A 12,447-nucleotide genomic window follows, 5' to 3' on the forward strand; every position below is an offset into this window, starting at 1 on the left:
CGCGGCCGACGGCGGCCGGGTCTCCCACCACGGCTCCCCGAGCGGGGGCTTCGCCGTCCCCGACCCCGGTGATGCCGCTCGCCGCGGCATCACCCCGCGGGGCATCCAGGACCTTCAGCTGCCCCCGGAGGAGCGGGTCGCGCGGCTGGCCGAGGCGCTGGACGCGGCGGCGGTGGGAGCCGTCGGCCCGCTGATCGGCCAGACGTACCCGCTGACCGCCGCGGCCGAGGCGCACACGGCGATCGAGACCCGCCGCACGACCGGCAAGACGCTGCTGCTCCCGTAAGCCTCCGCCCCACGGTGGCCGGCCACGGCCGCGCGCCCCTCGTCGCGCGCCCCTCGCGGGACGCGAGCGGTCCGCCGGGACGCGAGCGGTCCGCCGCCGGGGGGCGAACGCGCGCCCCGGCGGGCCGTCAGGCGTCTCTCGTGCGGAGGGCGGCCGTGGCGGCGAGGAGGGCGAGGGTGGTGTAGCCGGTGATCAGCAGCAGCGACGGCCAGGGGCCGAGCGAGCCCACCGCCTCCGCCGTCGCGTCCGAGGTCTGGATCAGCTTCTCCAGCGCCGCGGTCGGGGAGGTCCCGGCCACCCACCGTTCCGCGTCCCCGAACAGCGGCCCCAGCATCGACGGGAGCAGCAGCCCGGCCACCACGGCGGTGACGGCGCCCGCCGCGTGGCGGATCAGCGTGCCCACCGCGAGGCCGAGGAGCCCCGCCACCGAGAACACCGCCGCCACCCCGAACAGCGCGGGCAACGGGTCGCCCTGCGCGTAGCCGTCGTCCAGCATCGCGCCCCCGACCAGGTAGGCCCCCGCCGCGGACGGCAGCGCCAGCGCGAACAGCAGCCCCGCCAGCAACGCCGCCTTGGCCGCCAGCACCGTGGAACGTCGCGGCACCGCGGCGAACGTGGTCGCGATCGTGCCGCTTCCGTACTCGCCCGAGACCGTCAGCACCCCCACCACCGCGGCCAGCATCAGCGCGGGAACGGAGAGGGTCAGGCTGCCCCCGAGCACCGTGTCGTCCGGCTGGAGGCTCTCGGTCGCGGCGACGAACGCCGCTCCTGGCACCGGGAGCGCGGCCATCACCGCCGTGGTCCACACCGTGGACCGCACGCTGCGGAACTTGATCCACTCGAAGGCCAGCGCCCTCGGGAACGTCCTCACCGCGCCACCTCCGCGCCCGCCGTGGCCCGGTACTCGGCGGAGGCCGCGGCCATCGCCGTGTAGACCTCCTCCAACGAGGAGAGCCGCGGCGTCAGTTCGCTCAGCGCCACGCCGTGCGCGCGGGCCAGTTCGCCGATCGCCGCCGCGTCCAGGGCCTCGACCAGCCAGCCGCCGCGCGGGTCGGGGCTCACCCGGGCGCCCGCGCCTTCCAGCAGCGCCCGCATCCGTTCCGCCTCCGCCGCGCGGACCAGCGTCCCGCCCGCCGAGTGCGACTCGATGAACTCCCGCATCGGCATGTCCGCCAGCAGCCTGCCGCGCCCGATCACGACCAGGTGGTCGGCCGTCAGCTCCATCTCGCTCATCAGGTGGCTGGAGAGGAACACCGTCCGCCCCTGCGCCGCGAGCGACCTCATCAGGTCCCTGATCCAGCGGATGCCCTCGGTGTCCAGGCCGTTCACCGGCTCGTCCAGGATCAGCACCTCGGGATCGCCGACCAGCGCCGCGGCGATGCCCAGCCGCTGGCCCATGCCGAGCGAGAAGCCCTTGGCGCGTTTCCTGGCCGTGCCCGCGTCGAGGCCGACCATCCCCAGCACCTCGTCCACCCTGCGCTGCCCGATGCCGCTCGCCGCGGCCAGCCCGGCGAGGTGGTGCCAGGCGGAACGGCCGCCGTGCACGCCCTTGGCGTCCAGCAGCGAGCCGACGGTGCGCAGGGGCGCGGACAGCTCCCGGTAGGCGCGCCCGCCGACGAGCGCGCTGCCCGCGGTCGGGGCGTCGAGGCCCAGGATCATGCGCATGGTGGTGGACTTCCCGGCCCCGTTCGGCCCGAGGAACCCGGTCACCCGGCCCGGCCGCACCGTGAACGAGAGCCCGTCGACGGCGCGCTCGGCGCCGTACCGCTTGGTGAGCTCGTGTATGTCAATCACGGGAACGACGCTAGGCAGCCCTCGCTCCCCCGGAATCCGCCGCGGGGAGTCGGCCGCTACCCCGCCGGGAGTAGCCCGCACGCCGGCGGCAGCGGCGACGGCGGCGACCCGTTCGTCCAGCGGGCCGAGGGCGGCGTCCCGGGTGCCGGGGTCAGGCGGCGCCGCCGCCGGGCCGCTCGCCCGCGCGGACCAGGCCCGTCTCGTAGGCGAGGACCACCAGCTGCGCGCGGTCGCGGGCGCCGAGCTTGGTCATGGCGCGGCTGACGTGCGTCTTGGCGGTCAGCGGGGACATCAGCAGCCGCGCGCCGATCTCCTCGTTGGACAGGCCCGCCGCCACCTGCGCCATCACCTCGCGCTCGCGGACGGTCAGCGGCGCCAGCCGCGCGGCGCCGTCGGCCAGCGGGGTGCGCAGGCGGGCGAACTCCTCGATCACCCGCCGTGTCACCGAGGGCGCCAGCAGGCTGCGGCCACCGGCCACCGTGCGGATCGCCTCGCGCAGCTCGCCCGGTTCGATGTCCTTGAGCAGAAAGCCCGCCGCGCCGGCGCGCAGCGCCTCGAAGACGTACTCGTCGGCCTCGAACGTCGTCAGCACCAGGACCCGCACCGCGTCCAGCGCGGGGTCGGCCGCGATCCGCCGGGTCGCCTCCAGGCCGTCCACGCGGGGCATGCGGATGTCCATCAGCACCACGTCGGGGCGGGTGGTGCGGACCGCCTCGACCGCCGCCCCGCCGTCGGCCGCCTCCGCGACCACCACCAGGTCGTCCGTCAGATCGAGCAGCGCGCGGAACCCGGCCCGCACCACCGTCTGGTCGTCGGCGAGGACGACGCGGATCCGCGCGCCCCCCGGCTCGCCGGTCAACGCGCCTCCTGACGGGTCGGCAGGGTGGCGCGCACGCGGAACCCGCCCGAGGGCAGCGCGCCGTACTCCAGGCTGCCGCCCACCGCCGCGGCCCGCTCCCGCATCCCGAGCAGCCCGAACCCGGTGCCGGGGCGCGGCGCGGACGGCCCCTCGTCCACCACCTCGACCAGCAGGCTCCCCCCGGCCACCGTCCGCACCGAGACGGCGGCGTGCCGGGAGGCGGAGTGCTTCACCACGTTGGTCAGGGCCTCCTGGACGATGCGGTACGCGGCCAGCTCCACCACGGGCGGCAGCGCGTCGCCCGGCGTGTGGTGCAGGGTCACGTCCAGCGGAGCGCGCCCGACCAGTTCGGGGAGCTGTTCGAGACGCGGCGCGGGCGCGACCGGCTCGCCCGCCGTGCCCGGTTCCCCCGGCCCGCCCGGCTCGTCGCGCAGGATCGTCACCGTCGTCCGCAGCTCGCGCACCGCCTCCCGGCCCGAGGCGCGGACCTGGCGCAGCGCCGTTCTGGCCAGCTCCGGCCTGGTGTCGAGCGCTTCGAGGGCGACCCCGGCCTGCACGGTCATCGCCGTGACGGTGTGGGCGATGACGTCGTGCAGCTCGCGGGCGATCCTGACGCGTTCCTCCCTCACCCGGCGCGCGGTCTCGCGTGCGCGCTCCTGGTCGGCCCGGCGCGCCAGCTCGTGCCGCCCGCGGATCACCTCGCCCAGCAGCAGCGGGACCAGCGGGATCGCCATCTCCAGCACGGGCGAGGGCACCGGGCGGCCCGTCTCCTGACCCGCCACCACGGCGGCGGCGCCCGACAGCAGCGCGGCGACCACCGCGACCCGCAGGGTGCGGCGGCGGTCGCCGCGTTCCGCGACGTAGTAGAGGCAGACCATCGCGGGGAGGTTGAGCAGCTCCCCGAGGTGGCCGAGGACCGTCCAGGTCAGCGACCCCGCGCCGGTCACCACCGCCGCCGCGAGGGGGCGGCGGCGGTGACCGAGGAGCGCGACGGCCGAGACGGCGAACACGGCCCAGCTCACCCAGTCGTCCTCGCGGGAGCCGGTCACGTTGGAGGCCAGGTCGGCGGCGGTCAGCGCACCGACGGCCAGCGTGAGCAGCAGTTCCTTGCCCATCCCCCCACCGTAGGCGCGCGGGGCGACGGGCACGTACGCCGAGCGGAGTACGCGGGGGCCGTCACATGTTGATCATGTGTCCGGCCAGGCCGTGGATCGCCTCCTTCACCGCCTCGCCCAGCGTCGGGTGGGCGTGGACGTTGCGCGCGACCTCGTGGACGGTGAGGTCCCACTGCTGGGCGAGGGTCAGCTCGGGCAGCAGCTCGGTGACCTCGGGGCCGATGAGGTGCGCGCCGAGGAGCTCGCCGTACCGGTTGTCGCTGATGATCTTGACGAACCCGGAGGGCTGGCCGAGGCCGTGGGCCTTGCCGTTGGCCGTGAAGGGGAACTTGACGGCCTTCACGTCGAAGCCGCGCTCGCGGGCCTGCTCCTCCGTGAAGCCGAAGCTGGCGATCTGCGGCTGGCAGTAGGTGGCCCTCGGGATCATCGTGAAGTCCACCTCCATCGTCTCCGCGCCCGCGATGGTCTCGACCGCGATGACGCCCATCGTCTCGGCCGCGTGCGCCAGCATCAGCTTCGCGGTCACGTCGCCGATGGCGAAGATGTGCGGAACGCTGGTGCGGCCCCGGCCGTCGATGTCGATGGCCTTCCGCTCGGTGAGCGCGACCCCGGTGTTCTCCAGGCCGTAGCCGCTGACCCGCGGCGCGAAGCCGATGGCCTGGAGGACCTTGTCGGCCTCCAGCGTCTGCTGCTCGCCCTTGGCGTTGGTCACGGTGACGCGGACGGGCGCGCTCGTGTCGGAGTCGTCGATGGCGTCGACGCGGGTGGAGGTGAGGACCTGGATGCCGAGCTTGCGGTACTGGCGGGCGAGCTCCTTGGAGACCTCGGCGTCCTCCAGCGGCACCATGCGGTCGAGGAACTCGACGATGGTGACCTTCACCCCGTAGTTGTGCAGGACATAGGCGAACTCGACGCCGATCGCGCCCGCTCCCGCGATGACGATGCTGCCCGGCAGCGTCTCGCTGAGGATCTGCTCCTCGTAGGTGACGACGCGTTCGCTGAGCGAGGTGCCGGGGAGCAGCCGCGTGGTGGCGCCCGCGGCGATGACGCAGTGGTCGAACGTCACGGTCTCCGTGCCGCCCGCGGTCAGCGCCACCTGGAGGGTGTGCGGGTCGGTGAACGTGCCGAGCCCGTCGTACTCCGTGATGCCGTTCTTCTTCATCAGGTAGTGCACGCCGTTGACGCGGCCCTCGGCCACCTTGCGGCTGCGCTGGTACGCGGCGCCGTAGTCGAACGTGACATCGCCGGTCGACCGGATGCCGAACGTCGCGGCCTCATGGGTGAAGAGGTGCGCCAGCTCGGCGTTGCGCAGCAGCGCCTTGGAGGGGATGCACCCGACGTTCAGGCAGACACCGCCCCAGTACTTCTCCTCGATGACCGCGGCCCGCAGCCCGAGCTGGCTGGCGCGGACGGCCGCGGTGTAGCCCCCTGGCCCTGCGCCCAGGACGACGACGTCGTAGTGCGTGCTCATGAACCCTCACGCCTTCTCTCGCACTCGCACGGTGTTCGTGACCATTCTCCCGCACCATGAGACCACCCCCGCGGGCCCCCGCGCGGCCGGGGACCCCCGCCGCCGGTCACGGGCCGCCGAACGGCACCGGTCCCCCGCGCCTACGCCCACCACGCCTCGGCGAGCACCGTTCCCGCGGCCGTCGCGGCCAGGCCCGCGGCGAGGCTCGTGGCCGCGTTGGCCGCGGCGCGCGGGCGGGCGCCGCTCTCCGCGAGGCGGAGCGTCTCCCACGAGAACGTCGAGTACGTCGTCAGCGCGCCGCACAGGCCGGTGGCCAGGAGGAGGCGGGCCTCGGTGGCGACGCCCGTCAGGAGGCCGATCAGCGCGCAGCCCGCGACGTTGGCCGCGAGCGTCCCCCAGGGGAAGGCGTCGCCGAGCCTGGCGCGCACCGCCTGGTCGGTCAGGTACCGCAGCGGAGCGCCCACCGCGCCGCCCGCCACGACCAGCAGCCAGTGGTTCACCGCGCCACCCCGGCCAGCCTCCGTGTCGCCGCCGCGGCGAGCCACACCGCCGCCAGCGCCGCGAGCGGCGTCGCGCCCAGGTACAGCAGTCCGGCCGGGGCCGGGCCGCCGGTCAGCAGGTGCTCGGCGTCCTGCGCGTACGTGGAGAACGTGGTGAACCCGCCCAGCACGCCGGTGCCGAGGAAGGGGCGCACCAGCCGGTGCGGTGCGAACGCCTCGGTGGCCAGCACCATCAGCACGCCGATCAGCGCGCACCCCACCACGTTGATCAGGAGCGTGGTCCAGGGGAAGCCGTGCCGGGTCGTGGGCCACAGCAGGTAGGCGCCGTACCGGGCGGCCGTGCCGAGGGCGCCGCCCGCGGCGACGGCGGCGAGGACGGGCCCCCACGGGCGCGGCCCCGGCCCCGGCGGCGGAGGCCGCCGGGGCTCGGGGGGCTCGGGGGGCTCGGGCGCGTTCATCGCCCGGCATGCTACGCGGGCCGGGCGTCAGAGCGGGGCGCTTCCCGACCTGGCTCCCGACGCGATCCCGTCGTCGAGCCCGGGCTCGGGATCCGGGTCGGCCGCCATCGGGTCGAACGGCTCGGTGTCGGCGACCGCCCCGGCCGTGAACGCCTCGGCCCGGCGGCGCCGCTGGCGCTCCTGGCGCTCCTGGCGCCGCGAGCCGCGGCCGGGGCGCACGCCCCTGCGCGACAGCGGCCTGTCCCTGCCCTCGATCAGCGAACCGAGGCCCTGGACGGCGCAGAGCGCGGGCTCCTCGGCGATGTTGACGGGCATTCCGGTGCTGTCGCGGATCATGGTGTCGAGACCCGGCAGCTCGGCCGCGCCGCCGGTGAGCATCACGCCGCGCTCGGCGAGGTCGGCGACCAGGTCGGGCGGGCAGCGGTGCAGCACGGCGCGGATCGCGTCGAGCAGCCCGGTCACCGGCGGCTGGGCGGCGGCCCGCAGCTCCTCCGGGTCCACCTTCACCGTGCGGGCGAGGCCGGTGGCGACATCGCGGCCCGCGACCTCGGTCATCTGCGGCACCGCCCCCGCCAGCGCCCGGTGCAGGGGGCGGACGGCCTGGCTGGGCAGCAGCATCTCGTGCTGGTTCCGCAGGTGCTGGACCAGGGCGCGGTCGATGGTCTCGCCGCCCATGGCCACCTTGTCGGCGGCGACGATCGAGCCGAGGGAGAGCACCGCGATCTCGGTGGTGGCCGCGCCGACCTGGATGATCAGGGTGGCCTCCGGCTCCTCGACCGGCAGGCCGCAGCCCACCCCGGCGGTGATCAGGCTGTCGACCAGCTCGACACGGCGCGCGCCGAGGCCGACCAGGGTCTCCAGCGCCGCCCGCCGGGCGAGGGGGTCGGCGTCGTGCGGGATGCAGACGGCGGCGCGCAGCATCGGCCGGAAGCGCCAGGCCCGGCGGAGCTTGGCGCCGACCATGGCGCGCAGCATGCGCTGGGCCATGTCGATGTCCACCACGGTTCCGCCGACGATGGGGCGGACGACGCGGATGTTGGCGGGCGTGCGGCCCGACATCCGCTCCGCGGGCGTGCCGACCGCGATCAGCGCGCCGGTCTTGGTGTTCACGGCGACAACGGAGGGCTCGTCGACGATCAGGCCGGTCTGTTTCAGGTAGACACGCGTGCGCGCCGCACCGAGGTCGGCGGCCACGGTGCAGCGGCGCAGGTGATCAAGCGTGAGGGTCATACTGATCATGTTGTGTGCCCGGGACAGGGCCCGCCCGCTGGAGTGCGCCGACCGGGGGAGCGCCTTCGCCGGAGGCGGCGCGCACGCGCGACGGCCCGTCAGCCCGCGGGCGTCGCGGCGGGCTCCTCGCGTGGGTCGAGCCCGCCGCCGAGCCCGCCGTCGAGCCCCGTGTCGAACTGCGTCGTGTACAGCTCCTCGTACCGGCCGCCCGCGGCCAACAGGGACTCGTGGGTGCCGCGTTCCACGATCCGGCCGCCCTCGATCACCAGGATCTCGTCGGCCGCCCGCACCGTGGAGAGCCGGTGCGCGATGACCACCGAGGTGCGCCCGGCCAGCGCCTCGCCCAGGGCCTCCTGCACGGCGGCCTCCGAGGTGGCGTCCAGGTGCGCGGTGGCCTCGTCCAGGATCACCACCCGCGGGCGGGCCAGCAGCAGCCGGGCGATGGTGAGGCGCTGCCGCTCGCCGCCCGAGAGCCGGTACCCGCGCTCGCCGACCACCGTGTCGAGGCCGTCGGGCAGCGAGGCGACCAGCGCGTCGAGGCGCGAGCGGCGCAGCGCGTCCCACACCTCGGAGTCGTCCGCGTCCGGGCGGGGGAGCAGCAGATTGGCGCGGATGGTGTCGTGGAAGAGATGCCCGTCCTGGGTGACCAGGCCGAGCGTGGCGCGCAGCGAATCGGCCGTCAGGTCCTGCACGTCGACGCCCCCCACCCGGACGGCGCCCGCGTCGGCGTCGTACAGGCGCGGCGCGAGCTGCGCGATGGTGGACTTGCCCGCGCCCGAGGAGCCGACCAGCGCGACCAGCCGGCCCGGCTCGACGCGGAACGAGACGCCGTGCAGGACCTGGTCGCCGCCACGGGTGTCCAGCGTGGCGACCTCCTCCAGGGAGGCGAGCGAGACCCGGTCGGCCGCGGGGTAGGCGAAGTCCACGGCGTCGAACTCGACCGACACGGGCCCCTCGGGCACGGGCCGCGCGTCGGCGCGCTCCTCGATCAGCGGCCTCAGGTCGAGCACCTCGAACACCCGCTGGAAGCTGACCAGGGCGCTCATCACCTCGACGCGGGCGCTGGCCAGCGAGGTCAGCGGGGCGTAGAGGCGCGTCAGCAGCATGGCGAGCGCGACGACCGCGCCCGGGTCGAGGCTGCCGCGCAGCGCGTAGAAGCCGCCGAGCCCGTAGACCAGGGCGAGCGCCAGCGCGGAGACGAGGGTGAGCGCGGTGACGAAGACCATCTGGAGCATGGCGGTGCGGATGCCGATGTCCCGCACGCGCCCGGCCCGAGCGGCGAACTCGGCCGACTCCTCGGCCGGGCGCCCGTACAGCTTGACCAGCGTCGCGCCCGGCGCGGAGAACCGCTCGGTCATCTGCGTGGACATCACCGCGTTGTGGTTGGCCGCCTCGCGGGACAGGCGGGCGAGGCGGGCGCCCATGCGGCGCGCCGGAAGCACGAAGACGGGCAGCAGCGCGAGGGCCAGCAGGGTGATCTGCCAGCTGATGGAGACCATGACGCCGAGGGCGAGGAGCAGCATCACGACGTTGCTCAGCACGCCGGAGAGGGTGCCGCTGAAGGCGCGCTGGGCGCCGATGACGTCGGAGTTGAGGCGGCTGACCAGGGCGCCGGTTCTCGTTCTGGTGAAGAACGCCACGGGCATCCGCTGGACGTGGTCGTAGACGGTGGTGCGCAGGTCGAGGATCAGGCCCTCGCCGATGCGGGCCGACAGCCAGCGGGCGGCCAGGCCGATGCCCGCCTCGGCCAGCGCGATGGCGGCGATCAGCAGCGCGAGGCGGACGACGGTGGACTCGGCGGCGCCGTCGCTGATGGCGTTGACCACCCGGCCCGCGAGCACGGGTGTGGCCACCGCCAGCAGCGCGGTGGCGACGCTGAGCACCAGGAAGGCGACCAGCGCCCTCCGGTGAGGGCGTGCGAACCCGCCGATGCGCCGGAAGGTCTCCTTCGAGAAGGGCCGTTGGTCGTCCTTGGCGTGCCTGGCGTTGTACATCGCGTTCCAGGCGGTCATCTCCATGCTCATGAGGGGAAGCCTAGAACCTCAAGAATCCTTTAAGTCAAGCGCGGGTCAGCCGCCCGCCCCCCGGCGGGTCCCCTCGGCCCGCTCAGCGCGGCACGAACACCACCCACACCTGGCCCTCGGCGAACGTCATCGGCTCCCCGTCCGGCGTCGTGAAGTCCGTGCCCTCGTCCTTGTGGTCCCGGTCCCACTCGGCCTCGAACGCCTGCCCGCCGCGCAGCACCGTCGCGTCCCCCGAGCCGACGGTCTCGGTGAACGGGGTGAAGTTCCCGTTGACGTCGTGCAGGTCCGACTCGGTGACCTCCACCTCCTGGAGCACCACCGTCGCCGGCGTCACATCCGTCTCGTCGCCGTCGAGCGCGACCCGCCACCGCTTCTCGTCCGGTGACCAGGTGAAGGTGAACTCGGCGTTGGGGTACGAGACGCTTCGCTCGGTCTCCGGGGCCCCTCCGCCGGGGGCCGCGCCGAAGCGGAAGCCGATGTCGCGGGCGTCGCTCGCGTCGGGCGCCGCGTCCAGGACGGCCCGGGGGTGGACGAACAGGTTGTGCGGGGCCTCCCGGTCGTCGTGGCGCTCATAGGCGTCGGGCAACGCGTCGGGCGGCTCGTCGAACACCGGCGCGTCGGCGATCGCGTCAAGCACCGCCCGCTGCGCGCCGGAGAACGCCAGCGCGGGCTCGCCGAACTGCCGCAGCAGGTCGAGGTCCGACTCCCGGGCGCTGCGCACCGGGCCGGCCAGGTCGGGCACGTCGGAGGAGTAGATCGCGACCAACCGGCTGAACCCGGCCTCGATCGGCTCCACATAGATGAGGTCGGCCGCGTCGAGCCCGGTGTGCGGGCGGGCCTCGGGCGCGTTGTCCACCTTGATCGCGAGCACGGGCCGCCCGGCCTCGGCCGGCTCCCCGGTGAACGGCGACCTGTGCCCGTCCGGCGACTCGGTCCCCCGGCCGCCGTTCTCCTCGGTGCCCGTGCAGCCGACCGCCAGCGCGGCGAGTGCGGCGGCGACCGCCAGGGCGTGCGCTGATCTCGTCACCGATATCACCCCTTCTGGCCGGTTTCGGCCAGTGGACCACGGATGGCGCGGCTGCGCCGCCCGAGTGAGTCCGTCGCGGTCGGGCCCGCCGCGTCGCCCCGCCCCGGCTCGCCGGGGCGGTCAGCGCACCACGACCGCCTGCGACTCCACGACCGGCACGGTGGTCCCCGCCCACGCGCTCTCCAGGGCGTCGGGGAGGGCGGGGAAGTCCAGCGCGTTGCCGTTCTGCTCGTAGTGGACGTCGTAGACCAGCCGGGCCCGCGCCGCGTAGCCCGGGTCGGACTCGGCCCGCTCGTAGGTGTGCGCGCAGGTGTCGGCCTCGGAGGTGACGAACGGGCACGTCACCGCGCCGCTGCCGTCGCCCGGATCCACCTCGATGTGGCTCGGGGTGCCCACCGCCCGGACGCCGAGCGCCGAACTGCCGACGATCTCGCCGCCCGCGCCCGCGGCCCACCACCAGGTCTCGACGAAGATCACCGACTGCTCGGGCGGGCTGAACGCGAGGCCGAAGTCCGGCGGGGCGAGCAGGCCGTACGCCTGCCGGGCCAGCTCTTCGAGCGACGGCCCCTCGGGCTCGTGCCAGGTCCACTCCGAGACGACGACCTCGCCCGCCGGGGAGCGGCACTCCTTGTAGATGTAGACCGACTCGGGAGTCGGCCGGCCCTCGGGCCAGTCCGCGGGGTCGGGGTAGACGGAGGAGGGGATGTTGGCCCAGCAGGCGTTCTGGCCCTCGCACCACCGGCTGGCGTCGGGCTTGCCGAGGCCCTCGACCTGGCTCAGGTCGCACGCGGGCGTGCCGTCCCCCGAGCCGTCGTCCCCCTCGTCGCCCGGGTCGTTCTCCCCGGGGTCCTCGCAGTCGATGATGACGACGTCGCCGGTGGGCCCGGGGGCCGTGCAGGTGACGGGGCCCTCGGCGGCGGCCAGGGCGGCGCCGCCCAGCGCGAGCAGGCCGGTGGTGAGCAGAGCGGTGGTGAGCAGAGCGGTGGTGAGCGGAGCGAGGACCCGCGGGCCGTGCGCCCGCCGCGGGGGCCCCGTTCGCGCGCGTCTCAACACGAGATCGTCGCTTGGTCGTTGCGCATGATCCGGCTGATCAGCCAGCCGTCCTCGGACCGTTCGGCGCCGACCACGTACGGGTGCGGCTCCATGAGCTCCTCGGGCAGCAACGCCGGGTTGACCTCGCCGTTCTCCAGGAAGGCCCAGTCGGCTTCGCTCTTGCAGGACTGGATGGTGGCCGCGTCGCCGTCGACCGCGACCGTGACACTCTCGATCACCGGCTCCCCCTGGCGGTGGATGTCGTTGTCCTTGAAGGCACTTACCCGCCCGAGCTGGGTCTCGACCACCCCGGTGGTGGCGATGCCGTCCAGCGCGGCGCTGTCCATCTCGGTGGCGTTCTCCAGGGCGGTCATGGCGTCCCAGTACCGGCCGTAGAGAGCGGTGAGCTCGGCCTCGGCCTCCGCGTCGCCGCTCTCCTCCCCGGAGGGCTCGGCGGCGTCCACCGTTCCGTCGATGTCCTCGGGCTCGTCCTCCGAGGAGCACCCGGCGACGGCCGTGGTCAGCGCGGCCAGGGCCGCGAAGGTGGCCAGTGTGGTCCGGATGCGTGGCATTGTCCCCAGCCTCTGAGTCCCGTGAGCCCCCTCATTACGGCCGTCAGGGTAGCGCGGGGGTCTGACGGGGAGGAGGGGC

12 protein-coding genes and 1 pseudogene are annotated in these 12,447 nt (G+C 74.7%); 1 reads left to right on the forward strand and 12 read right to left on the reverse strand.

Going from position 1 to position 12,447, the window contains the following annotated elements; genetic code table 11:
* Positions 1 to 286: zinc-binding dehydrogenase (locus ADY01_RS06420; RefSeq protein WP_049567043.1), on the forward strand; the 286-nt coding region annotated here is incomplete at its 5' end.
* A gap of 127 nt (positions 287 to 413) precedes the next feature.
* Here the strand turns inward: ADY01_RS06420 and ADY01_RS06425 are convergent.
* From ADY01_RS06425 to ADY01_RS06480, 12 genes and pseudogenes are all read right to left on the reverse strand, one after another.
* Positions 414 to 1,157 (reverse strand): ABC transporter permease, encoded by a 744-nt coding sequence (locus tag ADY01_RS06425; protein ID WP_049567045.1) that lies wholly within the window; start codon positions 1,155 to 1,157, stop codon positions 414 to 416.
* Positions 1,154 to 2,080 carry an ATP-binding cassette domain-containing protein gene (locus tag ADY01_RS06430; RefSeq protein WP_049567049.1) on the reverse strand — a complete coding sequence of 309 codons (927 nt, stop codon included), beginning with the start codon at positions 2,078 to 2,080 and terminating at the stop codon, positions 1,154 to 1,156. The genes ADY01_RS06425 and ADY01_RS06430 overlap by 4 nt, the downstream gene beginning before the upstream one ends.
* 151 nt (positions 2,081 to 2,231) lie before the next feature.
* Positions 2,232 to 2,939 carry a response regulator transcription factor gene (locus tag ADY01_RS06435; RefSeq protein ID WP_234320105.1) on the reverse strand — a complete coding sequence of 236 codons (708 nt, stop codon included), beginning with the start codon at positions 2,937 to 2,939 and terminating at the stop codon, positions 2,232 to 2,234.
* The gene (locus ADY01_RS06440) at positions 2,936 to 4,054 is read right to left on the reverse strand and encodes a sensor histidine kinase (protein WP_049567053.1); all 1,119 of its coding nucleotides are present in this window, start codon (positions 4,052 to 4,054) and stop codon (positions 2,936 to 2,938) included. The genes ADY01_RS06435 and ADY01_RS06440 overlap by 4 nt, the downstream gene beginning before the upstream one ends.
* Before the next feature lie 61 nt (positions 4,055 to 4,115).
* The gene (gene lpdA, locus ADY01_RS06445) at positions 4,116 to 5,525 is read right to left on the reverse strand and encodes a dihydrolipoyl dehydrogenase (protein WP_049567055.1); all 1,410 of its coding nucleotides are present in this window, start codon (positions 5,523 to 5,525) and stop codon (positions 4,116 to 4,118) included.
* Between the two features lie 140 nt (positions 5,526 to 5,665).
* Entirely contained in the window at positions 5,666 to 6,025 is a 360-nt protein-coding gene (gene crcB / locus ADY01_RS06450; RefSeq protein WP_049567057.1) for a fluoride efflux transporter CrcB, read from the reverse strand.
* On the reverse strand, positions 6,022 to 6,483 hold the full coding sequence (locus tag ADY01_RS06455; protein WP_049567060.1) for a FluC/FEX family fluoride channel: 462 nt from the start codon (positions 6,481 to 6,483) through the stop codon (positions 6,022 to 6,024). Before ADY01_RS06455 ends, crcB begins: the two co-directional genes overlap by 4 nt.
* A 231-nt stretch (positions 6,484 to 6,714) precedes the next feature.
* Positions 6,715 to 7,713: pseudogene (gene mreB, locus ADY01_RS06460) on the reverse strand (rod shape-determining protein MreB); the annotation flags it as partial.
* Between the two features lie 98 nt (positions 7,714 to 7,811).
* Positions 7,812 to 9,737: an ABC transporter ATP-binding protein gene (locus ADY01_RS06465; protein ID WP_049567063.1), complete on the reverse strand. Its 1,926-nt coding sequence runs from the start codon at positions 9,735 to 9,737 to the stop codon at positions 7,812 to 7,814.
* Positions 9,738 to 9,819: 82 nt separating this feature from the next.
* Positions 9,820 to 10,764, reverse strand: coding sequence for a DUF3048 domain-containing protein (locus ADY01_RS06470; RefSeq protein ID WP_053170576.1), 945 nt, complete (start codon positions 10,762 to 10,764; stop codon positions 9,820 to 9,822).
* 120 nt (positions 10,765 to 10,884) lie between these two features.
* Entirely contained in the window at positions 10,885 to 11,814 is a 930-nt protein-coding gene (locus ADY01_RS06475; RefSeq protein WP_049567069.1) for a hypothetical protein, read from the reverse strand.
* The gene (locus ADY01_RS06480) at positions 11,811 to 12,368 is read right to left on the reverse strand and encodes a hypothetical protein (protein WP_049567072.1); all 558 of its coding nucleotides are present in this window, start codon (positions 12,366 to 12,368) and stop codon (positions 11,811 to 11,813) included. The genes ADY01_RS06475 and ADY01_RS06480 overlap by 4 nt, the downstream gene beginning before the upstream one ends.
* Positions 12,369 to 12,447: the final 79 nt, after the last annotated feature.

The organism is Streptomyces sp. SBT349, from assembly GCF_001083795.1.
Lineage (GTDB): Bacteria > Actinomycetota > Actinomycetes > Streptomycetales > Streptomycetaceae > Streptomyces.